The 26,543-nt window shown below is 70.1% G+C and carries 27 protein-coding genes and 1 riboswitch; of the genes, 21 read left to right on the forward strand and 6 right to left on the reverse strand.

Features of this window, described 5'->3' with window-relative positions:
- Positions 1 to 119 precede the first annotated feature (119 nt).
- The 3 genes from Sp245p_RS19980 (at position 120) to Sp245p_RS35025 (ending at position 2,726) form a co-directional block, all read left to right on the forward strand.
- The gene (locus Sp245p_RS19980; RefSeq protein WP_014198009.1) at positions 120 to 1,163 is read left to right on the forward strand and encodes a GMP reductase; all 1,044 of its coding nucleotides are present in this window, start codon (positions 120 to 122) and stop codon (positions 1,161 to 1,163) included.
- A 157-nt stretch (positions 1,164 to 1,320) separates the two neighbouring features.
- Entirely contained in the window at positions 1,321 to 2,562 is a 1,242-nt protein-coding gene (gene glf / locus Sp245p_RS19985) for a UDP-galactopyranose mutase (protein WP_014198010.1), read from the forward strand.
- Entirely contained in the window at positions 2,559 to 2,726 is a 168-nt protein-coding gene (locus Sp245p_RS35025) for a hypothetical protein (RefSeq protein ID WP_014198011.1), read from the forward strand. Before glf ends, Sp245p_RS35025 begins: the two co-directional genes overlap by 4 nt.
- A gap of 39 nt (positions 2,727 to 2,765) precedes the next feature.
- Here Sp245p_RS35025 and nadC read toward each other — a convergent pair whose 3' ends face one another.
- The 4 genes from nadC to Sp245p_RS20005 all read right to left on the reverse strand — a co-directional run bounded on the left by nadC (position 2,766) and on the right by Sp245p_RS20005 (position 6,835).
- Positions 2,766 to 3,599 (reverse strand): carboxylating nicotinate-nucleotide diphosphorylase, encoded by an 834-nt coding sequence (nadC, locus tag Sp245p_RS19990; RefSeq protein ID WP_109138795.1) that lies wholly within the window; start codon positions 3,597 to 3,599, stop codon positions 2,766 to 2,768.
- Positions 3,584 to 5,206, reverse strand: coding sequence for an L-aspartate oxidase (locus tag Sp245p_RS19995; protein WP_109138796.1), 1,623 nt, complete (start codon positions 5,204 to 5,206; stop codon positions 3,584 to 3,586). The genes nadC and Sp245p_RS19995 overlap by 16 nt, the downstream gene beginning before the upstream one ends.
- Positions 5,207 to 5,360: 154 nt before the next feature.
- Entirely contained in the window at positions 5,361 to 6,371 is a 1,011-nt protein-coding gene (nadA, locus tag Sp245p_RS20000; RefSeq protein ID WP_014198015.1) for a quinolinate synthase NadA, read from the reverse strand.
- Between the two features lie 101 nt (positions 6,372 to 6,472).
- Positions 6,473 to 6,835, reverse strand: a complete 363-nt coding sequence (locus Sp245p_RS20005) for a hypothetical protein (RefSeq protein WP_014198016.1) — start codon at positions 6,833 to 6,835, stop codon at positions 6,473 to 6,475.
- Between the two features lie 95 nt (positions 6,836 to 6,930).
- Between Sp245p_RS20005 and Sp245p_RS20010 the strand changes: the two genes are divergently transcribed.
- The 9 genes from Sp245p_RS20010 to Sp245p_RS20050 all read left to right on the forward strand — a co-directional run bounded on the left by Sp245p_RS20010 (position 6,931) and on the right by Sp245p_RS20050 (position 15,769).
- Positions 6,931 to 7,536, forward strand: a complete 606-nt coding sequence (locus Sp245p_RS20010; RefSeq protein WP_014198017.1) for a biotin/lipoate--protein ligase family protein — start codon at positions 6,931 to 6,933, stop codon at positions 7,534 to 7,536.
- Positions 7,533 to 8,057, forward strand: a complete 525-nt coding sequence (locus Sp245p_RS20015) for a DUF3305 domain-containing protein (protein WP_014198018.1) — start codon at positions 7,533 to 7,535, stop codon at positions 8,055 to 8,057. The genes Sp245p_RS20010 and Sp245p_RS20015 overlap by 4 nt, the downstream gene beginning before the upstream one ends.
- Positions 8,050 to 8,613, forward strand: coding sequence for a DUF3306 domain-containing protein (locus Sp245p_RS20020; RefSeq protein WP_052584387.1), 564 nt, complete (start codon positions 8,050 to 8,052; stop codon positions 8,611 to 8,613). Before Sp245p_RS20015 ends, Sp245p_RS20020 begins: the two co-directional genes overlap by 8 nt.
- Positions 8,614 to 8,747: 134 nt before the next feature.
- Positions 8,748 to 9,428 carry a TorD/DmsD family molecular chaperone gene (locus Sp245p_RS20025; RefSeq protein ID WP_014198020.1) on the forward strand — a complete coding sequence of 227 codons (681 nt, stop codon included), beginning with the start codon at positions 8,748 to 8,750 and terminating at the stop codon, positions 9,426 to 9,428.
- A complete protein-coding gene (locus Sp245p_RS20030; RefSeq protein ID WP_014198021.1) occupies positions 9,418 to 9,627 on the forward strand; it encodes a twin-arginine translocation signal domain-containing protein in 210 nt (69 codons plus the stop codon). The genes Sp245p_RS20025 and Sp245p_RS20030 overlap by 11 nt, the downstream gene beginning before the upstream one ends.
- 28 nt (positions 9,628 to 9,655) lie before the next feature.
- Positions 9,656 to 12,589: a formate dehydrogenase subunit alpha gene (locus Sp245p_RS20035; protein WP_014198022.1), complete on the forward strand. Its 2,934-nt coding sequence runs from the start codon at positions 9,656 to 9,658 to the stop codon at positions 12,587 to 12,589.
- Between the two features lie 25 nt (positions 12,590 to 12,614).
- Entirely contained in the window at positions 12,615 to 13,250 is a 636-nt protein-coding gene (gene fdh3B / locus Sp245p_RS20040) for a formate dehydrogenase FDH3 subunit beta (RefSeq protein WP_014198023.1), read from the forward strand.
- A 156-nt stretch (positions 13,251 to 13,406) separates the two neighbouring features.
- On the forward strand, positions 13,407 to 14,411 hold the full coding sequence (locus Sp245p_RS20045; RefSeq protein WP_014198024.1) for a formate dehydrogenase subunit gamma: 1,005 nt from the start codon (positions 13,407 to 13,409) through the stop codon (positions 14,409 to 14,411).
- A gap of 74 nt (positions 14,412 to 14,485) precedes the next feature.
- Complete coding sequence (locus Sp245p_RS20050; RefSeq protein ID WP_014198025.1) at positions 14,486 to 15,769, forward strand: acetylornithine deacetylase/succinyl-diaminopimelate desuccinylase family protein; 1,284 nt, start codon at positions 14,486 to 14,488, stop codon at positions 15,767 to 15,769.
- 15 nt (positions 15,770 to 15,784) lie between these two features.
- Here the strand turns inward: Sp245p_RS20050 and Sp245p_RS20055 are convergent, their stop codons facing one another.
- Positions 15,785 to 17,509: a DUF5672 family protein gene (locus Sp245p_RS20055; protein ID WP_014198026.1), complete on the reverse strand. Its 1,725-nt coding sequence runs from the start codon at positions 17,507 to 17,509 to the stop codon at positions 15,785 to 15,787.
- A 141-nt stretch (positions 17,510 to 17,650) separates the two neighbouring features.
- Positions 17,651 to 17,780, forward strand: a riboswitch (TPP riboswitch).
- A gap of 74 nt (positions 17,781 to 17,854) precedes the next feature.
- On the opposite strand from Sp245p_RS20055, the gene Sp245p_RS20060 reads away from it, so the two are divergent.
- From Sp245p_RS20060 to Sp245p_RS20085, 6 genes are read left to right on the forward strand one after another with little or no spacing between them, the layout of a single operon-like run.
- Complete coding sequence (locus tag Sp245p_RS20060) at positions 17,855 to 18,934, forward strand: LuxE/PaaK family acyltransferase (RefSeq protein WP_014198028.1); 1,080 nt, start codon at positions 17,855 to 17,857, stop codon at positions 18,932 to 18,934.
- Entirely contained in the window at positions 18,934 to 20,382 is a 1,449-nt protein-coding gene (locus Sp245p_RS20065; RefSeq protein WP_014198029.1) for an acyl-CoA reductase, read from the forward strand. The genes Sp245p_RS20060 and Sp245p_RS20065 overlap by 1 nt, the downstream gene beginning before the upstream one ends.
- A gap of 11 nt (positions 20,383 to 20,393) precedes the next feature.
- The gene (locus Sp245p_RS20070) at positions 20,394 to 21,164 is read left to right on the forward strand and encodes an ABC transporter ATP-binding protein (RefSeq protein ID WP_041812375.1); all 771 of its coding nucleotides are present in this window, start codon (positions 20,394 to 20,396) and stop codon (positions 21,162 to 21,164) included.
- On the forward strand, positions 21,164 to 21,910 hold the full coding sequence (locus Sp245p_RS20075) for an ABC transporter permease (protein ID WP_109138797.1): 747 nt from the start codon (positions 21,164 to 21,166) through the stop codon (positions 21,908 to 21,910). Before Sp245p_RS20070 ends, Sp245p_RS20075 begins: the two co-directional genes overlap by 1 nt.
- 7 nt (positions 21,911 to 21,917) lie before the next feature.
- Complete coding sequence (locus tag Sp245p_RS20080) at positions 21,918 to 22,895, forward strand: ABC transporter substrate-binding protein (RefSeq protein WP_014198033.1); 978 nt, start codon at positions 21,918 to 21,920, stop codon at positions 22,893 to 22,895.
- A 17-nt stretch (positions 22,896 to 22,912) separates the two neighbouring features.
- Positions 22,913 to 23,692, forward strand: a complete 780-nt coding sequence (locus tag Sp245p_RS20085; RefSeq protein WP_014198034.1) for a 3-oxoacyl-ACP reductase — start codon at positions 22,913 to 22,915, stop codon at positions 23,690 to 23,692.
- A 121-nt stretch (positions 23,693 to 23,813) separates the two neighbouring features.
- Here the strand turns inward: Sp245p_RS20085 and Sp245p_RS20090 are convergent, their stop codons facing one another.
- Complete coding sequence (locus Sp245p_RS20090; RefSeq protein WP_014198035.1) at positions 23,814 to 24,020, reverse strand: DUF6494 family protein; 207 nt, start codon at positions 24,018 to 24,020, stop codon at positions 23,814 to 23,816.
- Positions 24,021 to 24,167: 147 nt separating this feature from the next.
- Here Sp245p_RS20090 and Sp245p_RS20095 point away from each other — a divergent pair, with 147 nt between their 5' ends.
- The 3 genes from Sp245p_RS20095 to Sp245p_RS20105 are packed head-to-tail and all read left to right on the forward strand — an operon-like array spanning position 24,168 to position 26,532.
- Positions 24,168 to 24,509, forward strand: coding sequence for a PepSY domain-containing protein (locus tag Sp245p_RS20095; protein ID WP_014198036.1), 342 nt, complete (start codon positions 24,168 to 24,170; stop codon positions 24,507 to 24,509).
- A gap of 5 nt (positions 24,510 to 24,514) precedes the next feature.
- On the forward strand, positions 24,515 to 25,174 hold the full coding sequence (locus tag Sp245p_RS20100; protein WP_041812377.1) for a response regulator: 660 nt from the start codon (positions 24,515 to 24,517) through the stop codon (positions 25,172 to 25,174).
- Complete coding sequence (locus Sp245p_RS20105; RefSeq protein WP_109138798.1) at positions 25,171 to 26,532, forward strand: sensor histidine kinase; 1,362 nt, start codon at positions 25,171 to 25,173, stop codon at positions 26,530 to 26,532. The genes Sp245p_RS20100 and Sp245p_RS20105 overlap by 4 nt, the downstream gene beginning before the upstream one ends.
- The last annotated feature ends 11 nt before the right edge of the window (positions 26,533 to 26,543 follow it).

Consider the following 26,543-nt stretch of genomic DNA (forward strand, 5'->3'; position numbering starts at 1 on the left):
CCCTCCCCCGCTGACGCAGGGGAGGGGACTTGATTCTCCCTCCCCTGCGAAGCGGGGGAGGGCCGGGGTGGGGGCAATGACGCCCCTATAACGATAAGAACGACAAGGACGACCCGCCGGTGATCATCGAGAACGATCTGAAGCTGGACTTCAAGGATGTGCTGATCCGCCCGAAGCGCAGCACCCTGGAAAGCCGCAACGACGTGGACATCGAGCGGACCTTCCGCTTCGTCCACAGCGGGCTGGAATGGACGGGCTTCCCGCTGATCGCGGCCAACATGGACGTGGTCGGCACCATGGCCGTCGCCCGCGCCCTGTCACGCTTCGGCGCGATGACCGCGCTGCACAAGCACTACCCGGCCGACGCCCTGATCCCCTTCTTCCGCGACGAGGACACGGCCAACGTCTTCTACTCGCTGGGCACGACGGAGGCCGACTACGACAAGTTCCAGGCGGTGAAGGCCAAGGCCCCGGTGTGCAAGCTCTGCCTGGACGTCGCCAACGGCTACACGGAACGCTTCGTGCGCGTCATCAGCCGGTTGCGCCAGGAGAACCCGGACATGGTCATCATGGCCGGCAACGTGGTGACCGGCGACATGACCGAGGCGCTGGTGCTCGCCGGGGCCGACATCATCAAGGTCGGCATCGGGCCGGGGTCGGTCTGCACCACCCGCAAGATGACCGGTGTCGGCTACCCGCAGCTCTCCGCCATCATCGAGTGCGCCGACGCCGCCCACGGGCTGAAGGGGCAGGTCTGCGGCGACGGCGGCTGCACGGTGCCGGGCGACATCTCCAAGGCCTACGGCGCCGGATCGGACTTCGTGATGCTCGGCGGGATGCTGGCCGGCCATGACGAGTGCGAGGGCGACATCCGCTACGAGGAGCGCGACGGCCGTAAGGTGCCGGTGGCGATGACCTTCTACGGCATGTCGTCCGACACGGCGATGCACAAGTACGCGGGCGGCGTCGCCTCCTACCGCGCGTCGGAGGGCAAGACCGTGGAGGTCCCCTACCGCGGACCGATCGACGGCACGATGCAGGAGATCATGGGCGGCGTGCGCAGCATGATGACCTACATCGGCGCCACCAAGCTGAAGGAGGTGTCGAAGCGGACCACCTTCGTCCGCGTCGGCGCGCAGCTGAACACCGTCTTCGGGGGGTGATGCCACCGGAGGTACCCTGCATCGGTACCTCCTTCTCGACCGTCTTCCTCCGGAACCACCGGCGGCTTCCACCGTTCGCAGGATGTGCGGACGGGTGGGGCGCCGGACGGCTTGCCCCGCCCGTCCGCCTTTTGGCGGGACGAGGAAGGCAGACCTTATGCGTGATTTCGATGGAGCCGCTCCGGCTTATGTGGGGCGGACGGACGGGCCGGCGGTTTTCGATTATCTGATCGTCGGGGCGGGTTTCGCCGGCAGCGTGCTGGCGGAACGTCTGGCGGCGGGGCTGGACAAGCGGGTGCTGCTGATCGACCGGCGCCCGCACATCGGCGGCAACGCCTACGACCATCACGACGACGCGGGCGTGCTGATCCATCGCTACGGCCCGCACATCTTCCACACCAATTCGCAGCCGGTGGCGGACTATCTGTCCCGCTTCACCAAGTGGCGCCCCTACGAACACCGGGTGCTCGCCCATGTGGACGGGCAGCTCGTCCCGATCCCGATCAACCGGACGACGGTCAACCAACTGTATGGCCTGGACCTCGACGAGGCCGGCGTGGCGGAGTTCCTCAAGAGCCGCGCGGAACCGGTGGCCGACGTCCGCACCTCGGAGGACGTGGTGGTCAGCGCGGTCGGGCGGGAGCTGTACGAGAAGTTCTTCCGCGGCTACACCCGCAAGCAATGGGGCCTCGACCCCTCGGACCTCGACAAGGCGGTGACGGCCCGGGTGCCAACGCGGACCAACGACGACGACCGCTATTTCGGCGACAGCTTCCAGAACATGCCGCTGCACGGCTTCACGCGGATGTTCGAGAACATGCTCGACCACCCGAACATCACCATCCGCCTGGGCGCCGATTTCCGCGACGTGGTGCGCGACGTGCGCTACCGCAACCTGATCTTCACCGGCCCGGTGGACGAGTATTTCGAATACCGTTTCGGCAAGCTGCCCTACCGTTCGCTGACCTTCCGGCACGAGACGGTGGACCAGGAATGGTTCCAGCCCGTCGCCGTGGTGAACTACCCCGGCGAGGAGGTGCCGCACACCCGCATCACCGAATACAAGCACCTGACCGGCCAGACCAACCCGCGGACCAGCCTGACCTACGAATACCCGTCGGCGGAGGGCGACCCCTACTACCCGATCCCCCGCGCGGAAAACGCCGCCTTGTACCGCAAGTACCAGGAGCTGGCCGACGCCACGCCGAACGTCCATTTCGTCGGGCGGCTGGCGACCTACCGCTACTACAACATGGATCAGGTGGTGGCGCAGGCGCTGGCGCTCTACACCCGCATCGCCAAGGCCGAAGGCGCGGTGGCGGAGGGCGCGCGCGGCATTTCCGGAATCGGCGTCGCCCAACCGGCCGCTCCGGTTCACAGCAGGAGGGAAGCCTCATGAAAGCGTTCGGAATGGCCCTGGCCACCGCCGTCGTCCTCGCCATCGGAGCCAGCGTGATTCTGGAGGGCACGCTGGGCCGCACCGCCGACGAGACCTACGCCGCCCCCTCGGTCCGGCTGAGCGATGACAACACCGTGCAGTACCGGAACTTCATGGGGCATTGAGGGCTGCGTTTCAGGAGGAGGGGGCGCCGCGTCCCCTCCCTACATGTCCAGCCCGACGTCGAGGTTCGGCGCGCTGTGGGTCAGCCAGCCGACCGAGATCATGTCGACGCCCGCCTCGGCGATGGCCCGCACGGTGGACAGGGTGACGTTGCCCGAAGCCTCCGTCACCATGCGGCCGTCGACCAGGGCGACGGCGCGGCGCAGCGTCTGCGGGTCCATGTTGTCGAGCAGGACGACATCGACCGGCAGGGTCAGCAGCTCCTCCAGCTGGGCCAGCGTGTCGACCTCGACCTCCACTTTCACCATGTGGCCGATGGCGGCGCGGACGCGCTCGACCGCCGCGCGGATGCCGCCGGCCACGGCGATGTGGTTGTCCTTGACCAGAACCGCGTCGTCGAGCCCGAAGCGGTGGTTGAAGCCGCCGCCCAGCCGCACCGCCTGCTTTTCCAGGACGCGCAGGCCGGGGGTGGTCTTGCGGGTGCAGACGATGCGGGCGCGGGTCCCCTCGACCTCGCGCACCAGCGCGCGGGTTGCGGTGGCGATGCCGGACAGGCGGCCCAGCAGGTTCAGCGCCGTCCGCTCCGCCGTCAGCAGGGCTCGGGCGCGGGCCGTCACGGTGGCGATGGTGGCGCCGGGGGCCACGTCGGCGCCGTCGCCGTGCTCCACCCGCAGCTCCGCCGCCGGGTCAAGGATGCGGAAGGCGGACAGGGCGACCTCCAGCCCGGCGACGCGCCCGTCCTTGCGGGCGGCCACCCGAGCCGTCGCCACGGCGTCCGCCGGGACGATGCTGTCGGTGGTGATGTCGCCGGCCCGACCGAGGTCCTCCGCCAGGGCGGCGCGGACGATCGGTTCATAGGTCAGAGGATGGAGCATGCGGCGTCTCCGGAAAGGGGGCCGGCGGCCCCGGTCAGGTCGGTGAGGGTGAAGCGGTGGCGCTGCGCCGCCGGGTCTTCCTGAGGGAAGTCGGTGCGGAAATGCGCTCCGCGGCTTTCGCTGCGGGCGAGGGCGGCGTGGACGATCAGCCGTCCGGCCAGCAGGCGGTTGCGCGCCTCGCCCCAGCGGCGGACGGCGGCAAGGTCCGCCGGGCCGACGCCGCACAGCGCGTCGAGCGCCACGGCGAGCCGATCCAGCTTGCGCCGGGCGGCCAGCAGCCCCACCCCGTCGCGCACCAGCCCGGCGCCCTGGTAGAGCGTGCGGCGGGATTCGTCGGTGATGGCGTCGAGCAACGCGGCCCCGACCTCCCCGGCGACGGCCGGAGCGTCGGGCAGGGCGACGGGCGGCAGGGGAGGCAGGTCCCGCCCCGCCACGTCGCGGGCGACCCGCGCGCCGAACACCAGCGCCTCCAGAAGGGAGTTGCTGGCCAGCCGGTTGGCGCCGTGGACGCCGGTGCAGGCGGCCTCGCCGCAGGCCCACAGCCCGTCCAGGCTGGTCCGCCCGGCGGGATCGGTGACCACCCCGCCCATGTGGTAATGCGCCGCTGGGGCGACCGGCACCGGCTCCCGCCATGGGTCCAGACCATGGGCGGCGCAAAGAGCCAGCACGGTGGGGAAGCCGTCCGGCTTGGCGGCCAGCGCCGGACGCAGGTCCAGCCGCACCGGCTCCCCCGCCGCGACGCGGGCGCCGATGGCGCGGGCCACCACGTCGCGCGGGGCCAACTCGGCCAACGGGTGTTCCGCCGCCATGAAACGGACCCCGCGCCGGTCGAGCAGCAGCGCCCCGGCGCCGCGCAGCGCCTCGGTCAACAGCGGGGCGGGGTCGGCGTCCACCGCGAGCGCCGTGGGGTGGAACTGCACGAACTCCACGTCAGCGAGCAGCGCCCCGGCCCGCGCGGCCAGCGCCAGCCCGTCGCCGGTCGCCTCCGGCGGGTTGGTGGTGCGGGCGTAGGCCCCGCCGACCCCGCCGGTCGCCAGCACCACGCGCGGCGCGCGGTGGAACACCCAGCCTTCGGAATGGCAGGCCAGCACGCCGCAGACCCGCCCATGGCGCACCGCCAGATCGACGGCGAAGGCGTTGCTCTCCACCCGGATCGACGGGGTGGCGCGCACCCGCTCGGCCAGCGCCGCGACCAGCGTCGCCCCGGTGGCGTCGCCACCGGCATGGACGATGCGCGCCGCCCCGTGCGCGGCCTCCCGACCCAGCAGAGGGGCGCCGTCGGTGCCGCGGTCGAAGGGCAGCCCGGCGAGGAGCAGCGCCCGCACCCGCTCCGCCCCCTCGCGGGTCAGCAGCAGGGCGCGGCCGGGGTCCACGAAGCCGGCGCCGGCGGCCACCGTGTCGGCGGCGTGCGCCTCCGGCCCGTCGCCGGGGCCGATGGCGGCGGCGATGCCGCCCTGGGCGTGGTTGCTGGAGCCGCCCGGCAGGTCCGGCGTCTTGGTCAGCAGCGTGACGGCGCGCGGCGCCAGATGCAGGGCGGCGGTCAGCCCGGCCATGCCGGAGCCGATGACGACCACCTCCGAATCGCGGACCGTGTAAGGGGTGGGCATGGGCGGGTTCTCGTGATGGAGAATCTAACCCTCTCCCCTCCGGGGAGAGGGTGGCCCGAAGGGCCGGTGAGGGGGCTGCGCTTTTGTCGAACCTACCGACACGCGCAACCCCCTCACCCTGACCCTCTCCCCGGAGGGGAGAGGGGATACGGGATCAGCGCGGCTTCACCGCCAGCATCCGTTCCACCGAACGGCGGGCGCGGTCGGCCACCTCCGGCGCGATGGTCACCTGCGGTTCCAGCGTGCGCAGGCTGTCCAGGATGTTCGCCAGCGTGATCTTCTTCATGTGCGGGCACAGGTTGCAGGGCCGCACGAACTCCGTCTCCGGCGAGGCGGCGGCGACGTTGTCGCTCATCGAGCATTCGGTGACCATCAGCACCCGCGGCGGGCGGCGGTCCGCCACAAAGTCGACCATGCGGGCGGTGGAGCCGACGAAGTCCGCGGCCTCCAGGACGTCCGGCGGGCATTCCGGGTGGGCGATGACGATCAACTCGTCGAAGCGCCCGCGGAACTCGCGGATCTCGTCGCCGGTGAAGCGCTCGTGCACCTCGCAATGGCCCTTCCAGGCGATGATCTCGACGCTGGTCTGGGTGGCGACGTATTTTGCCAGATACTCGTCGGGCAGCATGATGACGCGCGGCGCGCCCAGCGATTCCACCACCTCCACCGCGTTGCCGGAGGTGCAGCAGATGTCCACCTCCGCCTTCACGTCGGCCGAGGTGTTGACGTAGGCGACCACCGGCACGCCCGGATAGCGCTCGCGCAGCAGGCGCACGTCGGCGGCGGTGATCGATTCGGCCAGCGAGCAGCCCGCCCCGGTGTCGGGAATCAGCACCGTCTTGGCCGGGTTCAGCAGCTTCGCCGTCTCCGCCATGAAATGCACGCCGGCCAGGACGATGACGTCGGCGTCGGTCTCGGTCGCCCGCGCGGCGAGCGCCAGGCTGTCGCCGACGATGTCGGCCACGCCGTGGAAGATCTCGGGCGTCTGGTAGTTGTGGGCGAGGATCACCGCGTTGCGTTCCCGCTTCAGGCGGTTGATCTCATGGACCAGCGGGGCGTGGAACGGCCATTCGACGGCGGGGACCACGCGCTTCATGCGCTCGTAGATCGGCTGCGTCGCCGCGGCGATGTCGGGCGTGTAGGCAAGGCCGGTGGTGTCGCGCATGGCGCATTCCTTTAATGCTCTCTGTGAGCAAAACCATAAATACTCGATTGGAGCATATCAAGCGGAAAAGAATGCGCCGTGCGGAACGTTGGTGATTCGTCCTACTTGGCTTCCTGGCTGCTCAGGTCGGAGGGGTTTTCGGAGCGGGTCGGCTCGTGTCCCATGTCGGGTTCGCTGGCCCATTGGTTGGGGCGCGGCACCGGGTTGCCCTGGAGGTCGGGCGGCGCCCGGCGGACGTCGGCCAGGGCCTGCTGAAGCTCCGCCCCCTGGGTTTCGCCGCTGGTGGTGGCCTTGGGCGCGCGCACACCCTGTTCGTTGGGCGGCGGCTCCTGGCTCTGCTGCACCTTGATGTCGTTGGACAGCGACTCCTTGTTGACTTCCTGGGCGATAACGTTGCCGGTCATCAGCAGCCCGGCGACAAGGCCGGAGGAGACGAGACCGGAGGAAATGAGGGCGGCGAGCAAGGCGGCGGACTCCTTTTGGATGAAGGGGTGACAAGGCCGTCCCTCCCACCAACAGGCGTTGGCACCAACCCTCCCGTTCGCGCGTTATCAGGGGCATGGACCCGACCGACTCCCCGACTCTTCCGCCCATCTTCCAGCCCTGGCCCGCCGAGGCGGGCGGCCCCTTCGCCACCGCCTGCCGCTTCGCCGCGGAGGGGGCGGCGCCCGGCACGCTCGTCCACAGCGGCCGGCGCGACCGGCTGGACGTGGCGGTGGTGCTGGTCCCCGACCGGCCGGACGCGGGGGACGGCCTCGCCGCCGTCACCCTGGTCGCGCTGGCCGACGCGCTGGAGGCGCTGGGGCCGCCGAACCAGAGCATCCGCTTCGACGGCGCAGGTCGCCTGCTGCTGAACGGCGCGGTGGCCGGCGGGGTGACCGTCGCGCTCGGCCCCGGCGCCGAGGACGGGCTTCCCGCCTGGGCCGTGGTCGGTGCGGAGCTGGAGGTTCTCGGCGACCCCGACGATCCCGACCCGGGGCGACACCCCGACCGCACGGCGCTGCGCGAGGAGGGCTTCGGCGACACCGACGCCGTGGCGGTGCTGGAGAGCTTCACCCGGCATTTCCTGACCTGGATCGACCGCTGGATGGACGCGGGCTTCGAGCCGGTGCGGCGGGTCTGGGAACAGCGGCTGGTCCGCAAGGCAGAAGGGACGCGGTCATGACCGGGCAGGCCGAACGGCGCGGCGTCGGGATCACGGTGGAGCGCCAGCGCATCGACAACCCGTGGGTGGACGCCCGCTGGCGGGTGACCGGCGCCCTGCCGGCGCTGCCCGACCGCGCGCCCTGGACCGTGCTGGCGCAGGACGGCGAGCGCACCGGCTATTACGCGGGTGCGGCGGAGATCGTGCTCCATCCCGGCGAGACGGAGAATTACGTCGAGAACCTGAAAGGCGGCCAGCCGATGCTCTACGTCATCCTGCGCCGCTGCGCGGAGGAGCCGGGGCTGCGGCTGCTCGCCGTCACCGTCGATCCCGGCGAGGTCGACGCCCATTCCGACGCGGGCGACGACCTGATCGAAGCGATCCCCCTGACGCCCGACCTCGCGGCATGGATGCGCGATTTCGTGGCCCGCCACCACACCGAACGGCCCTTCTACAAGCGCCAGCGCGACCGCGCCGACCCGGAGGCGCTGGCCCGCCGTGCCCCGGTTGCTCATCCAGAAAAGGATCACCGCCATGGATGACGGGTCGGAAGGCTTCCTGTCCCGCTGGTCGCGGCGCAAGCAGGAGGCGCGCACGGCGCCCGTCGAGCCTCCCGAACCGCCGGAGGAGCGGGATGCGGCGGAGGAACCGCAGGCCATCGCCGTTCCGCCTCCGGAACCCTTCGACCCGGAGAGCCTGCCGCCGGTGGAGAGCCTGGGCGCGGACAGCGACTACACCGGCTTCCTCGCCAGCAACGTCCCGAAGGAGCTGAAACGGCTGGCCCTGCGCAAGGCCTGGACCAGCGACCCGGTGATCGCGGGCTTCCGCGGCTTTGCCGAGTATGACTGGGACTGCAACGCCCCCGGCTACGGCAAGCTGCTCGACACCGACCGCATCGCCGACCTGCTGGACCGCATTGCCACCGACGAGAAGCCGCCGGAGGAGGAGAAGCCGGAGGAGGTGGTGGTCGCTGACATGGATGAGTCTGACGAAAGTGAGGGTATTGCCCCCACCCAGGCCCTCCCCCGCTCCGCAGGGGAGGGAGAAAGAAGCAAAGCGGCGGCAGTCCCCTCCCCTGCGAAAGCGGAGGAGGGTTAGGGTGGGGGCAGCACCCAAGCACGAAGACAACCCCACCACCCCGCCTGGACTGCGCAACCTTTGGGCAATCCCGCTGTTGTCCCAGATGAGCCGGACCTTAACCGGCCACGGGAAAGGCGAAGCGGGGCAAAGGCATGGCGGAAACGGCCATCATCGACGACGCGGATCGGCTGCGGGCGCAGGCGTACGGCCTGCTGGCCCACCTGTTGGCACGTCCGCCGTCGCGTGACCTGCTGGCCACGGTCGGCGCTCTGGCCGGGGACGGGTCGCCGCTGGGCCGGGCCATCAGCGATCTGGCCATACGTGCGCGTACGCTCGCCGACGCCCCGGACGGCGAACACCGGGCCGAGCGCGAGTATCATGAGCTGTTCCTCGGGGTGACGCGGGGCGAGCTGGTTCCCTTCGCCTCCTACTACCGCACCGGCTTCCTGATCGACCGGCCGCTCGCCCGCCTGCGCGAGGACATGCAGGCGCTGGGCATCGAGCGCGCCCCCGGCGTCAGCGAGCCCGAGGACCACATCGCCGCCATCGCCGAGATCATGGGCGCGCTGGCCGCCGGAACCGTCGGCACGGCGGACGGCGAACCGGACCTGCCGCGCCAGAAGCGCTTCTTCGAGCGCCACCTCGCCCCCTGGGCGGGCCGCTTCTTCCAGGATCTGGAGGAGGCGTCGGCGGCGCATCTCTACCGGCCCCTGGGCACCTTCGGGCGGCTGTTCCTGGACATCGAGACCAACGCCTTCGCGATGATCGCGCCCGCCCCTCCGGGCGCGCCGCGCGGGGCCGACCAGCGGGAGGGCACAATCCATGCACCGTGACGACAGCCAGAAGAAAACCGGGCTGGAACGCCGCAGTCTGCTGAAGGGCCTTGGGCTGGGTGCGGCGGGTGCCGCCGCCGTGGCCGCCACCCTGCGCGCCGCCCCGGCGGAGGCGATGGAATCGCGGCAGGAGCAGGTGAAGTCCCGCTACCGCGAAACCGAACACGTGAAGCGTTTCTACGCGCTGAACCGACTCTGACCGCGACTTTGATCCAGAGGGCCGCCCCATGCTCGTCAAGCGCAACGCCGGAACCGCCGCCACCCGCGCCTCCCTGTCCCGCCGCCTGAACGGATTGTCGGCCAACGGACTGTCCGCGGGCACCGCCGGGCTGGGAGAAACCGTCGACCGCCGCGGCTTCCTGAAGACCTCCGGCCTCGCTGCCGGGGGCATGGCGGCGCTGGGCGCGCTGCCCGCCGCGATGATCCAGAAGGCCGAGGCCGGGCCGACCCTGCCCAACGTCGAGGTCGTCACCCGCAAGAACGTCTGCACCCACTGCTCCGTCGGCTGCACGGTGATCGCGGAGGTGCAGAACGGCGTCTGGACCGGGCAGGAGCCGGGCTGGGAAAGCCCGATCAGCCAGGGCGCGCACTGCGCCAAGGGCGCCTCGGTGCGCGAGCTGACCAAGGGCGAGCGGCGGGTGAAATACCCGATGAAGCTGGTGGACGGCCAGTGGCAGCGCATCTCCTGGGATCAGGCCATCGAGGAGATCGGGACCAAGCTGCTGGAGATCCGCCAGCAGTCCGGACCGGACGCCACTTTCTGGCTGGGCTCCGCCAAATTCTCCAACGAGGGCGCCTATCTCTTCCGCAAGCTGGCGGCCTTCTGGGGAACCAACAACGTCGATCATCAGGCGCGCATCTGCCACAGCACCACGGTCGCCGGGGTGGCGAACACCTGGGGCTACGGCGCCATGACCAACAGCTACAACGACATCCAGAATTCCAAGGCGCTGCTGATCATCGGCGGCAATCCGGCGGAGGCGCATCCCGTCTCGCTGCCCCACATGCTGCGCGGCAAGGAGCACAACCGCGCGCCCTTCATCGTCATCGACCCGCGCTTCACCCGCACCGCCGCCCACGCCACCGACTATGTGCGCATCCGTCCCGGCACCGACATCCCGGTCACCTGGGGCATCCTCTGGCACATCTTCGAGAACGGCTGGGAGGACAAGGAGTACATCCGCCAGCGCGTTTACGGCATGGACGAGATCCGCGCCGAGGTGAAGAAGTGGGACCCCGCGACGGTGGAGCGGGTCAGCGGCGTTCCCGGCGAGCAGCTTTACCGCGTGGCGGAGGCGCTGGCGAAGAACCGGCCGTCCACCGTCATCTGGTGCATGGGCATCACCCAGAAGACCACCGGCACCGCCAACGTCCGCGCCCTGTCGATCCTGCAACTCGCGCTCGGCAACATCGGGGTGGCCGGCGGCGGCGCCAACATCTACCGCGGCCACTGCAACGTGCAGGGCGCCACCGACTTCGGCCTCGACGTCTCCACGCTGCCCTCCTACTACGGGCTGGCCGAGGGGGCGTGGAAGCATTTCTGCCGCGTCTGGGACGTCGACTACGACTGGATGAAGGCCCGCTTCGCCTCCAAGGAGCTGATGGAGGCCAAGGGCATCCCGACCACCCGCTGGTTCGACGGCGTCACCTACAAGCCGGAGGAGATCCAGCAGCCGTCGCCGCTGAAGGCGATGGTCGTCTTCGGGCACGGCGGCAACACCGTCACCCGCATGCCGGAGATGCTGAAGGGGCTGGAGCAGCTGTCCCTGCTGGTCATCGCCGACCCGCACCCGACCACCTTCGCCGCCTTCAAGGAACGCCGGAACGGCACCTACATCCTGCCGGCCTGCACCCAGTTCGAGACGGACGGCTCGCGCACCTGCTCCAACCGGTCGATGCAGTGGGGCGAGAAGGTCGTGGAGCCGATCTTCGAGTCCAAGGACGACTACACCATCATCTATCTGCTGGCCCGCAAGTTCGGCTTCGCCGACGAGATGTTCAAGCACATCACGGTGGAGGAGACCCGCCCGGTGCCGGAGGACATCCTGCGCGAGATCAACCGCGGCTGCCTGTCCACCGGCTACACCGGCCAGTCGCCGGAACGGCTGAAGATGCACATGAAGCATCAGGCCGACTTCGACAAGATCACCATGCAGGCGACCGACGGCCCGCTGAAGGGCGAGTATTACGGCCTGCCCTGGCCCTGCTGGGGCCATCCGGAGCTTCGCCATCCCGGCTGCGCCGTGCTCTACGACACCTCCAAGCATGTGATGGAAGGGGGCGGCGTCTTCCGCGCCCGCTTCGGGGTGGAGCGCAACGGCGTCAGCCTGCTCGCCGACGGCTCCTATTCCAAGGGGTCGGAGATCGAGGACGGCTATCCCGAATTCACCATGGCGATGCTGCGCAAGCTGGGCTGGGACAAGGACCTGACGGCGGAGGAGATGCGCGTCATCCAGGCCATCGGCGGCGACAAGACCGACGAGGTGAGCTGGCAGACCGACCTGTCCATGGGCATCATCCGCGTCGCGCTGAAGCATGGGTGTTCGCCGCACGGCAACGCCAAGGCCCGCGCCGTCGCCTGGAACCTGCCCGACCCGGTGCCGCTGCACCGCGAGCCGATCTACTCGCCGCGGCCGGAGCTGGTGAAGGAGTATCCGGCGATCGAGGATCGGCGCGACTACCGCCTGCCGCAGCTCGCCCGCTCGCTCCAGTTCAAGATCGCGGACAGCGACATCCGCCAGCGCTTCCCCTTCATCCTGACCTCCGGACGGCTGGTCGAGTATGAGGGCGGCGGCGAGGAGACCCGCTCCAACCCCTGGCTGGCCGAACTGCAGCAGACGATGTTCGTGGAGATCAACCCCAAGGACGCCGAGCGGCTGGGCATCCGCGACGGCGGCATGGTCTGGGTCTACGGGCCGGAGGACAATTCCAAGGCGCGGATGCGCGCGCTGGTGACCGAACGCATCGGCACCGGCACGGTCTTCATGCCCTTCCACTTCTCCGGCTACTGGCAGGGCAACAGCCTGCGGGAGAACTACCCGCCGGGCACCGACCCCATCGTCCTGGGCGAGCCGGCCAACGGGGTGACGACCTACGGCTACGACCCCATGACCTTCATGCAGGAAACCAAGGTGACGCTGTGCCGCGTCGAACCGGCCTGACGCGCCCCAGGGAGGATAGACATTCATGGCCCGCATGAAATTCCTGTGCGACGCGGAACGCTGCATCGAGTGCAACGCCTGCGTCACCGCCTGCAAGAACGAACACGACATCCCCTGGGGCATCAACCGCCGCCGCGTCATCACGCTGAAGGACGGCGTGCCCGGCGAGCGCTCCATCTCCATGGCCTGCATGCACTGCAACGACCCGCCCTGCGCCGCGGTCTGCCCGGTGGACTGCTTCTACCAGACGGCGGACGGGGTGGTGCTGCACTCGAAGGACCTGTGCATAGGCTGCGGCTACTGCTTCTACGCCTGCCCCTTCGGCGCGCCGCAATACCCGCAGGCGACCAACTTCGGCGGCCGCGGCAAGATGGACAAATGCACCTTCTGCACCGGCGGTCCGGAGGCGGACAACACGATGGAGGAGTACCAGAAATACGGCACCAACCGGCTTGCCGAGGGCAAGCTGCCGCTCTGCGCGGAGATGTGCTCCACCCGCGCGCTGATGGCCGGTGACGGCGACGTTCTGGCCGACATCTACAAGGAGCGGACGGTGCGCCGCGGCTACGGCTCCGGCGCCTGGGGCTGGTCCACCGCCTATGGCCAGAACGACCGCGGCGACGCCTTCAGCCCGGGCCGCGAGGGCACCGGCGGGAGCTGAGGGGTGGGGTGATGCCCCCACCCTAACCCTCCCCCGCTGTCGCAGGGGAGGGGACAATTCTCCCTCCCCTGCAAAGCGGGGGAGGGCCGGGGTGGGGGCAAGGCTGTCCCGATCAAGCACCCCGCGAAGCGCATACTCTCTAGGGAAGGACGCGACATGACGAAGCTCCTGCGCCCCCTGCTGGTCCTGTTCGTTCTGCTGCTCGCCGCACCGGCGGTGCAGGCGCAGTTCTACCAGACGCCGGGGCCGACCTCGCCGACCTCGAAGGACGAGGTGCAGCTCTACCAGACGCCGGACGGCAAGCTGTCCGGGCGGGTCAGCATTCCCGACGAGAAGCTGGGCGTCCTGGTCCAGCCGGAGGGGCGGGAGTGGCGCGAGTTCCGCATGGTCTGGCTGAAGATCATCGCGGGGGCGCTGATCCTGGGACCGATCGCGGTGCTGGCGATCTTCTACCTGATCCGCGGCACCATCCGTATCCAGGGCGGCCGGTCGGGGCGTCCGGTGCCGCGCTTCAGCGGCATGGACCGCTTCGCCCACTGGACGACGGCGGTCAGCTTCCTGCTGATGGCACTGACCGGGCTGATCCTGACCTTCGGGCGCATGCTGCTGATCCCGCTGATCGGCCACCCGAACTTCACGATGCTGGCCGAGGCCAGCAAGTACATGCACAATTTCTTCAGCGTGCCCTTCGTCCTCGGCCTGCTGATGATCTTCGTGCTGTGGGTGCGCGACAACATTCCGGAGAAGGCCGACCTCGTCTGGCTGAAGACGCTCGGCGGCGTGCTGAGCAAGTCCGGCGAGCATCCGGAGGCCGGGCGGTTCAACGCCGGTCAGAAGGGCGTCTTCTGGGCGGTGGTGTTCGGCGGCTTCGCGCTGTCGCTCACCGGCTTCCTGCTGATGATGCCCTTCGCCGTCACCGGGATCGGCGGCATGCAGATCCTGCATGTGGCGCACGGGGTGGTGGCCGCGCTGATGATCGCGCTGATCATCGGGCACATCTACATCGGCACCATAGGCATGGAGGGCGCCTTCGACGCCATGGGAAGCGGTGTCGTGGACGAGAACTGGGCCAAGGACCATCACCGCCGCTGGTACGAGGAGCAGCTCCGCAACGGGCAGGCCAATCAGGACGGGCGGCTGCGGCATCATGCGGCGGAGTGAGGCGCGGAACCTCTCGACAGGCGCGCCAGCATGACCGATCCTTCCGCGCAACGAAGTGTGCGTAGGGGGGAGGCATGCCGCTCGACCACCGGGAGTCGCTGTTCCGCCGCATCGCGGCGCGGCGCGACGAGCTTGTCGCGCTGACCCGCGACCTGATCCGCATTCCGACCGTGAACCCGCCCGGCGACGTCTATACCGACTGCGCGGAGTTCCTCGGGCGGCGGCTGGCCGGGCGCGGCTTCGCCGTTGAGTATGTGCGGGCCGACGGGGCGCCGGGCGACAGCGACCGCTACCCGCGCACCAACGTCATCGCCCGCGTCGAGGGGCGTGAGCCCGGCCCCTGCGTGCACTTCAACGGCCACATCGACGTGGTGCCCGCCGGCCAGGGCTGGACGGTCGATCCCTTCGAAGGCGTCGTAAAGGACGGGCGCGTCTATGGCCGCGGCGCCTGCGACATGAAGGGCGGCATCGCCGCGTCGATCATCGCCGTTGAGGCGATCCTGGAGGCGGGCATCCCCTTTCCCGGCGCGCTGGAAATCTCCGGCACGGTGGACGAGGAGTCCGGCGGCTACGGCGGGGTCGGGCATCTCGCCACGCTCGGCTATTTCTCCCGCCCGCGAGTCGATCACGTCATCATTCCGGAGCCGCTGAACGTCGACCGCGTGTGCATCGGCCACCGCGGCGTCTGGTGGGCGGAGATCGAGACGAAGGGTCGGGTCGCCCACGGTTCCATGCCCTTCCTCGGCAACTGCGCGGTGCGCCACATGGGCGCCGTGCTGCACCGGATCGAGACGGAGCTGATCCCCCGCTTGGCCGCCAAGCGCACCGCCATGCCGGTGGTCCCGGAAGGGGCGCGGCAATCCACCCTGAACATCAACGCCATCCACGGCGGCCAGCCGGAGGACCATGGCGGCTTGCCCAGCCCGATGGTGCCCGACCGCTGCCGCATGGTCATCGACCGCCGCTACCTGATCGAGGAGGACCCGGAGGAGGTGCGGGCGGAGATCGTCGGCATCCTGGAGGATCTGCGCCGCGAGCGCCCCGGCTTCGACTATGAGCTGCGCGAGGTGCTGGCCTTCCTGCCCACCCTGACCGACGCCGACGCGCCGGTGGTTCGGGCGGTGGGGGCGGCCATCGAGACGGTGCTGGGCCGCCCGGCGGCGCAGGTGGTGTCCCCCGGCACCTACGACCAGAAGCACATCGCGCGGGTCGGGCATCTCAAGGACTGCATCGCCTACGGCCCCGGCATCCTCGACCTCGCCCACCAGCCAGACGAGTATGTGGGCATCGATGACATGGTCCATTCCGCCCAGGTGATGGCGATGGCCGCCCTGTCTTTGCTGCGGCGGGAGGTGTAGGGGAAAGAGCGCCGGCTACTTCCAGGTGACCCGGCCGCCGACCTCCTCGGCGATGAAGTCCGCCCAGCGTTCGCGTTCGCCCAGGAGGTTCGCCGGGAAATAGTCGTTCAGCTCCACGGACTGCCAGCGGTAGCCGGGACGGTGGAAGAGGTCGCTGCCCTCCGCGAGGAAGCGGGGCACGTCGATGCCGTCGAGGATGTCGTCGCGGTTCAGCTCCTGGTGCGAGAAGCTCTGGATCTTGTGCCGGATGGCGTCGTCGTCGCCGATGTAGGAGAAATGCCAGCCCGCGTGGGGCAGGATGTCCACGTAGGGCGGACGCGTCTCGGGGGTGTAGCGGTCCAGCGTGCCGCGGCTCTCCCGGATCTGCTGCGGCGTGGTCATCCGGGCCATCAGCCCGCGGACGGCGACGGGGAAGACCGAAAAGTTCTCGCCCTCCACGTTCATGAAATTGACCTTGAAGTAGAACAGCGGCACGCGGAACCCCGCGATCATCGCCGAACTGTCGCGCAGCGACGCGACCGAGCGGGCGCGCAAAATCTCGTCCACGTCTGAAACGATGACGATGTCGTCCGGCTCCACCTTGTCCAGCCCGAGCGCGATGGCGTTCCGCTGCGCCCGCTCGCGCACCCAGGGATTGTCGGTTTCCGGGAAGTCGGGGGCGACGACCAGCTTCACCTTGTCCAGGAAGGGCAGGAAGCGATCGCGCTCCTCCATGAAATGCAGCGGCTTGGGCGCGCCGGTGAAGGTCTGCTTGGCCTCGACGATCACGAACTGGTCGACCGTGTCGTACAGCTCGCGGAAGCGCAGCTCCAGAAGGTCGAGTTCGTTGTGGAAGGTGAAGCAGTCGTAGATCTTCGGCTGGCGTCGCTGCGGCGCGGCCACCGCCGGCCAGCGCGACCCCGGCGCCGCCGTCGTCTGCACCGCATCGGCCAGGGCCAGCACATAGTCCCGCTGCACGCCGCTCGTCCATTCGGTGATCTGGGAGCGCAGGAACGTCTCGTCCCGCCGCGCCACCAGCTTGCGGACCATGGAGGCGAAGGGGGCCTTGCGTCCGGACAGCGCGAGGCTGGTCATCAGGTCGGTGTAGTCGCGCCGGTCGAGAAGCGGGCCGTCCATCACCTCGATCCGTTCCTCCAGCGCGCGGTCCCCCAGCACCTTGCCGAAGTTGAACAGGCCGTGGAAGCCGAAGGCCGGTCCCGGCACCGGCGTGCGCTCGAAGGCGAAGCGGTCGGCCACGGCCTCCGGGGCGAAGCGGATGCCGGCCTTCTCCAGCGCCGGGCGCTCGGTCCGGCAGATGACGTGGTCCTCGGGGATGCCGGCTTCGAAGGGCAGGTCGCGCAGCCGGTCGAGCAGGGCGGCGGAGCGCAGGGAGAAGCCGCCGTTCCCCACCGTCATGCCGTCGTCGTACCAGCCCCAGCGGGCGCCGATGTAGTCGAAGGCGCGGAACTCCTCCGTCCATGCCTGTGGGTCGGCGACGAAGCCGTCCCACTGCGCGATCAGGACATGGCCCGTCGTCACCAGCCGGCGCAGGCGGACGTTGATCGTGTCCGAATAGTCGTCGATGTCGTTGATCGGGGCGATGCGGTGGAAATCGACGCCGGGGATCTTCGGATCGCGGTCGGACAGCAGCAGGACGCTGGAGAAGCGGCAGGCGGCGATGCTGTCCCGGATGGCCATCTCGACCAGGGCGTGGTTCGCCGTGTCGGCGAACACCAGCGTGCAGTCCTCGATCCTCACCATCCCGTTCCCCGTTCTGCCGCCGGCGTCGGCCGCCCGCGGGCGCGGATCCTATCACGGCGGTTGTGGGGCTGCCACGGGCGGAGCGCCGTGCGTCTCAGAGCCCGACCTCCTTGACGGGCGGGGGCCGGTCCCTTAGCTTGCGAATGTTCCCTGGGGGGCCTCGCTAGGAGGCTGAGACTCCGCCGGTCCGGCGCTTTCATCCGGACAACGCGGTGACCCATCGAACCTGATCCGGGTCATACCGGCGTAGGGACGGGACTGAAGGGCGGCACGGCGTACCCCCATTCCATCCAGACACCGCTTGTCCCGGCAACAGTTTGTTGGCGTTGCAAAAGGTGTGCGGACGTGACCGAAGCCCGACTTGTCGAAGAGCTGCTGGCCTTCATCGCCGCCGGAGAGGCGGACGAGGAGGCGTTCAACCGCATGGCGCTGGCCGTCTTCGCCCACCAGTTCGAGACCAACGCCCCCTACCGCCGCTTCGCCACCCAGCGGGCGCGCACCCTGCGCACGGTGAAGAGCTGGCGCGACGTGCCCGCCGTGCCGATCAGCGCCTTCAAGGACCTGACGCTGAGCGGCCGCCCGCCGGAGGAATGCCCGCACGTCTTCATGACCAGCGGCACCACCAAGGGCGTGCGGGGCAAGAGCCATCACCCGACGCTGGCGGTCTACGACCGCTCGATGACCGTCAACTTCCGCCGCCGCTTTATGGGTGAGCATGATCGGCTGCGCATGGGCATCCTGTTCCCGACCGAGCAGGCGATGCCCAACTCCTCGCTCGCCCATTATCTGGCGCTGGCCAAGAGCGAATTCGGGACGGCGGAGAGCCGGTATTTCGTCTCCGACGCCGGGCTGGACGTGGACGGGGCCATCGCCGAGCTGTCCCGTGCCGAGGCCACCGGCGAACCCTACGCCCTGCTGGGGGCGAGCTTCAGCGTCGTGCATCTGATGGACGCGCTGGCCGAGCGGGGGCGGAGCTTCGCCCTGCCGGCGGGCAGCCGCATCCTCGACACCGGCGGCTTCAAGGGCCAGTCGCGCGAGATGGCGGCGGAGGAGTTCTACAGCCGCCTGTCCGCGACCTTCGGTGTGCCGCGCCGGCTGTGCATCAACATGTACGGCATGACCGAGCTGAGCACCCAGTTCTACGACGACGGCAACGAGGCCTGCCCGTCGGTGAAGTCCGGCCCGCACTGGATCCGCAGCCGGGTCATCAACCCGCTGACCGGGCAGGAGGTGCCGCGCGGCAGCGTCGGCGTGCTCGTCCATCACGATCTGGCCCATTTCAACTGCGCGTCGGCCATCCTGACCGAGGATGCGGGGGTGGAGGTGGACGGCGGCTTCCAGCTTCTCGGCCGGGCCGACGGGGCGGACGCCAAGGGCTGCTCCATGGCGGTCGAGGACTTCCTCAAAGCGGCACGGGCTTCCTGATGGAGCGCGCCGGGCATTTGCCGGGGCTGTCCGCCGACGCGGTGGACTGGCGGACGCTGACCTTCCGGCGCGGCGCCGAGACGCTCGACGTGGCGGTGCCGGTGCTGACCGAGCCACAGGTCGCTGAATTGGCAACGCGGGTGCGGACGAACGCGCGGACTTACCTGAGACGCCGCACCGTCGCGGAGATCGCCGCCACCATCGACCGCGCCGTCGCCCGGCTGCTCGACCGCGACGACCCGTGGCGGCGGAAGGCGGAACGGCTGCTGCCGCTGGTCACCGGCTACGACGCCGAGATGGTCCGGCTGGGGCTGACCGGCTATCTGAAGACCTTCCGCGGGCCGGAGCTGCGGAAATTCATCGCCGAGGATTTCGCCAACCCGGCGGTGCTCGACGATTTCCAGCCGATGCCCAAGGGCGGCTTCGCCCGCGCCTTCGGGCCGGAACTGCTGCTGCATGTCTGGGCGGGCAACGTGCCGGGCCTGCCGCTGTGGAGCCTGATCTCCGGCCTGCTGGTGAAGGCCGGCACGGTCGGCAAGCTGCCGAGCGCCGAGCCGCTGTTCGCCGGCTGGTTCGCGCAAATCCTGGGGGAGATCGACCCGGAGCTGGCCGATTGCATCGCCATCGTCTGGTGGAAGGGCGGCGACGAGGCGGCGGAGCGCGCGTGGCTGGGCCGCGCCGACACGGTGGTCGCCTATGGCGGCAACGACGCGCTGGAGGCCATCCGGGCGCGGGTGCCGATCACCGCGCGCTTCCTGCCCTACGGCCACAAGATCAGCTTCGGCATGGTCGCCCGCTCCGCGCTCGACGCCGGGAAGGCGGGGGCGGTGGCGCGGCAGGCGGCCTACGACGTGGCGCGCTACGACCAGCAGGGCTGCTACTCGCCCCAGACCTTTTTCGTGGAGCGCGCCGGGCGGGTGTCGCCGCGGGAGTTCGCCGGCTATCTGGCGCACGAGCTCGACGCGCTGGGCAGCAAATTCCCGCGCCGTCCCCTGTCGATGAGCGAGGCGGGAAGCGTCGCGTCCTGGCGCAACGCGGAAGAGACGAAGGGCTTTGCCGACCCCAGCCGCGCCCTGCTGGGCGATCCGGCGGGAAGCTGGGCCGTCGCCTACACCGACGCGGCGGACGGCCTGAGCCCTTGCGGGCTGAACCGCACGGTGACGGTGGTGGCGGTGGACCGGCTGGCCGACGCGGTGCCGGGGCTGGCGCCCTACCGCGCCTTCCTCCAGACCGTGGGCATCGCCGCCGCGCCGGAGGAGCTGTTCGCGCTCGCCGGAGCGCTGGGGGCCGTGGGTGTGACGCGCCTCTGCGCGCTCGGCCGCATGACCGCGCCGGAGGCGGGATGGCACCATGACGGGCGGTTCAACCTGCTGGACCTCGTCACCATGACCGAGATCGAAGGATCGGCGGAACGGGCGGCGGACACCTTCGCCCCCTACACGGATTGAGGCGCCCGGCCATGCCCTTCGTCAGCATCGAACAGGCCGGCTACGGCGTCCCGAGCGGCGGCACCATCCTGGACCGCATCGACTGGGCCATCGGGGAGGGCGAGTTCCACGCGCTGGTCGGGCGCAGCGGCTGCGGCAAGACGACCCTGCTGAAGCTGGTCGCCGGGCTGCTGGCCCCCTCGACCGGAGCCGTCCGCATCCAGGGGCAGCCGGTGCAGGGGCCGGGCGCCCAGGTCGGTTTCGTCTTCCAGGCGCCGACGCTGCTGGAGTGGCGGACGGTGCTCGACAACCTGCTGCTTCCGGTGTCGCTGACGCGTCGTCCGCAGCCGGCGGACCGCCGCAAGGCGGAGGAGCTGCTGGACCTCGTCGGCCTGACCGGGCTCGAAGGACGCTACCCCAGCCAACTGTCGGGCGGGCAGCAGAGCCGTGTCGCGCTGGCCCGCGCGCTGGTCACCGAGCCGCCGCTGCTCCTGCTCGACGAGCCCTTCGCCGCGCTCGACGCCATCACGCGCGAGGAGTTGCAGGACGACCTGCTGAATCTCTGCGCCCGGCACCGCACCACCGTGCTGTTCGTCACCCACGACATCGCGGAGGCGGTCTATCTGGCCGACCGGGTGGCGGTGATGGAGGGCGGGCACCTGCGCCACGCCCTGCCGGTGCCGCTGGCCCGCCCGCGCGGGCGCGACGTCCGCTACAGCCCGCGCTTCAACGCCTTGTGCCTGGAGCTGCGCCACGCCATGGACGGCTCTAAGTCCGACGTGGCGCTGGAGCGCGCGTCGTGATGGTGCGCCTCGCCTCCGCCCTGCTGCTCGTCCTGCTGCTGGCGGGGTGGGAGGCCTATTGCCGGGTGGCGGGGGTGTCGGCGCTGGTCGTGCCGCTGCCGTCGGCGGTTCTGCGCACGCTGTGGGACGGGCTGGCCGGCGGCTATCTGCTGCCGCACCTCTGGGTCACCACGGCGGAGATGGCGATGGGCCTCGCCGCCGGCTGCACCGTCGGCTTCCTCGCCGGGGTGCTGCTGGCCGAGGTGCCGGTGCTGCGCCGCCTGTTCTACCCCTACATCCTGGCCAGCCAGGTGGTGCCGAAGCTGGCGCTGGGGCCGCTGTTCATCGTCTGGTTCGGCTTCGGCATGACCTCCACCGTGGTCATCACGGCGCTGATCTGCTTCTTCCCGCTGCTGGAAAACACCATGACCGGCCTTCAGCAGGTCGATCCCAACAAGCGGGAGCTGTTCCGGATGCTGCGGGCGACGCGCCTGCAGACCCTGCTGCGCCTGAAGATTCCCTCCGGCCTGCCGGTGATCCTGGCGGGCTTGCGCGTCGCCGTGGTGCTGGCGCTGGTCGGCGCCGTCGTCGGCGAGTTCATCGGCGGCCGGCAGGGGCTGGGCGCCTCGATCATCGCGGCGCAGGGGATGATGGATTCGACCATGATGTTCGCCCTGTTCATCGTCATCACGGTGCTGGGCATGATCGTTTATCAGGCCGCCGCCGGGCTTGAGCGGTGGCTGCTGCGCCGTCCGTGGAAAGGATAATCACACGATGTTCGGGTTCCTGCGCACTTTGGGTGCCGTCGCCGTTTCCGCCCTGCTCCTGTCTTCCCCCGCGCTGGCGCTCGACAAGGTGACCGTGGCGGGCTGGAGCCAGCCGATCAGCGAGATCACCAACCTGCTGGCCGAGCCGGACAAGGGCTTCTTCAAGGCCAAGGGGATCGATCTCGGCTATATGCCGGGGACCGGCGGCGGCTCGGCCATCCAGAACATGCTGACCGGTCAGGCCGACGTGGCCTTCACCGACCCGGCCTCCTTCTACCTCGCGCTCGACAAGGGCGAGAAGCTGATCGCCATCTACAACATCTACCCGCAGAACGTCTTCAACGTGGTGTCGCCGAAGGAGCGCAACATCACCAAGCCCGAAGACCTCAAGGGCAAGCGCATCGGCGTCTACAGCCTGTCCAGCGGCACGCGCCAGAACCTCCAGGTGCTTCTGCATCAGGTCGGGCTGAGCGAGAAGGACGTGACCATCGAGGTGACCGGCCTGCTGAACTTCGCCCCCGTCATCCAGGGTCAGGTGGACGCCACCGCGGCGACCGACACCGGCCTCCATGTGGGCATGCAGAAGGGGCTGAAGGACATCAACGTCATCGAGGTCAAGGACACGCTGAACCTGCCCTCCGACATCTTCGTGGTGACGGAGGAGACCTACCGGACGAAGAAGGACGTGCTGAAGCGCTTCCTCGCCGCCTACCGCGACAGCGCCGCCTGGATGATCGCCGAGCCGGAGGAGGCCGCCCGCCTCGCCGTGACCCGCGCCATCAACGGCCGCGACGAGGCCACCAACCTCGCCATCATCAAGCTGCGCAACGCCTCCAGCGTGTCGGAGACGACCAAGGCCAAGGGCCTCGGCCACTTTGATCCGGAACTGATGCAGAAGGGGGCGGACACCTTCAAGCAACTCGGCCTGATCGGGGCGGACCTCGACATGGGCACGCTGGTCCGGTCCGACCTGATCCCCGAGTAAGGAAGGCTTGGCCCGCCATGGATTTCCGCGACAAGACCGTCCTCGTCACCGGCGCCAGCCGCGGCATCGGTGCGGCCATCGCCAAGGCCTTCGCGGCGGAGGGGGCGGCGGTCGCCGTCAACTACCTTCAGAATGCCGAGGCCGCCGAGGCGGTGGCGGCAGCCTGCCGCGATTTGGGCCGCGAGGCGGGCGGCGACGCCTGGGCGGTGCAGGCCGACGTGACCGACGCCGAGGCGGTGAACCGCATGGTGGAGCGCACGGCGGAGGAGTTCGGCAAGATCGACGTGGTGGTCAACAACGCCTTCCGCCCCTACGCCTTCGACCCGGAGAAGCGCAAGCTGTTCTGGGACACCGACTGGGCGGACTACCGGGGGCAGGTGGATGGGGCGCTGCTCGGCACCTACAACGTCTGCCGGGCGGTGCTGCCGGTGATGCGTCGTAGGCCCGGCGGCAGCATCGTGAACATGGCGACCGACCTCGTCGCCCGGCCGACCGTGCCCTATCACGACTACACGACGGCCAAGGCGGCGCTGGTCGGGTTCAGCCGCAATCTGGCGGCGGAGCTGGGGCCGCTGGGCATCCGCGTCAACTGCGTGGCGCCGGGGCTGGTCTACCCCACCGACGCCAGCCGGGCGACGAAGGAGGACGTGAAGGACGCCATCGTCGCCCAGACCCCGCTGCGCCGCATCGCCACGCCGGAGGACGTGACCGGTCCCGTGCTGTTCCTGGCGTCGGGCTGGAGCCGGTTCATGACGGGGCAGGTGCTGTATGTGGATGGCGGGTTGGTGATGGGGTGACCCTTGCCCCCACCCCAGCCCTCCCCCGCTGCGCAGGGGAGGGGGATTCTGGCCCTCCCCTGCGCAGCGGGGGAGGGAGGGACCCGCGAAGCGGGAGGGTGGGGGCAACCGGTGCCGACGCCTACTCCAACGCGATCTCCCCCTTGATCTCATGCTCCAGCCCGATGCCCTCGACGGTCAGCACGACGCGGGCCTGGAGCGTTTCGTTGCCCTTCAGCTTGCCGGCCTCCATCGCTTCGGTCACGGCGCGCTCGATCTCGCGCTGCGAGGTGACGCCGACGACCTTCAGGTACTTCCGGATGCCCATGTTGAAGGTGTCGTGGTCCATGATGCTCCTCCCTCTCTGATCGCTCCCGAAGACAACCGTCGCGGCAACGCTTTGTCCCGTATCCCTTTGCCCCCCGCGGCCCATTCAGGTGCCGTTCAGCCGGCTTTGTGCTAACTGGGAACGTCCATTCGCCCGCCGGTTCCGACCATGAACGCCGTCCCCACCGTCCTGCTGTCCCTGGCACTTCTCGCCGCCACTCTGCCGGCGGGGGCCGACGACGACCGCGACCATGAGCGGGCGCGGGAGGCCTTCCGGTCGGGCCGGGCGATGCCGCTGGAGGCCATCGTGGCCCGCGCGCAGGCCGATTTCCCCGGCGACATCCTGGACGTCGAGTTCGAGGATGAGGACGGGCAGATCGTCTACGAGATCAAGACCATCACCGCCGAAGGCCGTGTCCTGAAGTTGAAATACGACGCCGCCACCGGCGACCTGCTGCGGGTGCGCGGGCGCAATGGGAAAGGCGAGGGCGGCCATCATGGGAAGAGGTGAGCGCCATGCGCCTGCTCGTCGTCGAGGATGATCCGGCGCTCGCCCGCCAGCTTGCCGAGCGGCTGGAGGGCGAGGGCTACGCCGTGGACCGCGCCGCCGACGGCGAGGAGGGGCAGTTCCTCGGCGAGACCGAACCCTACGACGCCATCGTCCTCGACCTCGGCCTGCCGCGGGTCGACGGGCTGACGGTGCTGCGCTCCTGGCGCGCGGGGGGAATCGCCACGCCGGTCATCATCCTGACCGCCCGCGGCGCCTGGACGGAGAAGGTCCAGGGCATCGACGCCGGGGCCGACGACTATCTGGCGAAGCCCTTCAGCATGGAGGAGTTGCTGGCCCGCATCCGGGCGCTGATCCGCCGCTCCAAGGGCCACGCCTCGGCGGAGATCGCCTGCGGCGGGGTGGTGCTGGACACCCGCTCGGGCCGGGTCACGCTGGACGGGCAGACGGTGGATCTGACCGGGCACGAGTTCCGCGTGCTCGATTACCTGATGCATCGCAAGGGGCAGCTCGTCTCCCGCACGGAGCTGACCGAGCACATCTACGCCCAGGATTTCGACCGGGATTCCAACACCATCGAGGTCTTCGTCGGCCGCCTGCGCCGCAAGCTGGGCGCCGACCTGATCAAGACCGTGCGCGGGCTCGGCTACAAGCTGGAGGCGCCGTGAGCGGGGGGGCGCGGCGGCTGACCGGGTCGCTGCGCTTCCGCCTGCTGGCCGGGGCGGCGGTGTGGATCGCGCTGGCCCTGGCGCTGGCCGGGCTGGTGCTGTCCGGCCTGTTCCGGGACCATGTGGCCCGCCGCTTTGAGGCGGAGCTGACCAACCATCTGGACCAGCTCGCCGCGCTGACCGAGCTGGGGGCGGACGGCGCGCCGCTGCTGCGCCAGCCGCTCAGCGACCCGCGCTTCCGCCGGCCGCTGTCGGGACTCTACTGGCAGGTGGGGCCGGGGGACGCGCCGGTTCTCCGCTCCCGCTCCCTGTGGGACGAGGCGCTGACCCTGCCGCCGGACGAGGTGGCCGACGGCGACATCCACCGCCACAGCGTCATCGGCCCCGCCGGGCGCCATCTGTCGGTGCTGGAGCGCGCCGTGACCCTCCCCAACGGGACGGCGCCCCTGCGCATGGCGGTGGCGCAGGACGAGTCGGAGCTGCGGGCGGTGGTGGCCGACTTCAACCGGGTGCTCTGGCTGTCGCTGGGGGCGCTGGCGCTGGCGCTGATCGCCGCGGCGGTGGTCCAGGTGTCGGTGGGGCTGCGCCCGCTGGTGCGGCTGCGCGCTGAGCTGGCCGCGGTGCGGGCCGGGCGCCGGAAGCGCTTCGGCGGCGACTCCCCGCGCGAGGTGCAGCCGCTGCTCGACGACCTGAACGCCCTGCTGGACCATTCGGAGGAGGTGGTGGTCCGGGCGCGGCTCCAGGCCGGCAACCTCGCCCACGCGCTGAAGACGAACCTCGCCGTGCTGGCGAACGAGGCGGAGGGGGAGGCGGCCGCCCGGCGGGTGGCGGAGATGCGCCGCCACATCGACCATCACATGGCCCGTGCCCGCGCCGCCGCTGCCCGCGGTCTGCCCGGCGTCGCCACCCCGGTGGCCGACAGCGCCGGGGCGCTGGCGCGGGTCCTGGAAAAGCTTCAGGGTGGGGGCAGGGGCGGAGGACGGGTGACGGTCACCGTCCGCGTCCCGCGCGAGCATGTCTTCGCCGGAGAGCGCGAGGACCTCGACGAGATGCTGGGCAACCTGCTGGACAACGCCATGAAGTGGGCGGGGTCGCGGGTGGAGGTCGCGTCGCGGCTGGAGGCGGGCGGGATGCTGGCGGTGGTGGTCGAGGACGACGGGCCGGGCCTGCCCGCCGACCGGCGCGACGCCGTGCTGGCCCCCGGCGTGCGGCTGGACGAGAGCACGCCGGGCAGCGGCCTCGGCCTTGCCGTCGTGCGCGACGTGGCGCGGCTCTACGGCGGCGACCTGCGGCTGGGCGATTCGCCGCTCGGCGGGTTGCGGGTGGAGCTGGTGCTGCCGGCGGCGGCGCCCTCCTGACCGGCACAACA

Origin of the sequence: Azospirillum baldaniorum, assembly GCF_003119195.2 — a bacterium.
Taxonomy (GTDB): Bacteria; Pseudomonadota; Alphaproteobacteria; order Azospirillales; family Azospirillaceae; genus Azospirillum; species Azospirillum baldaniorum.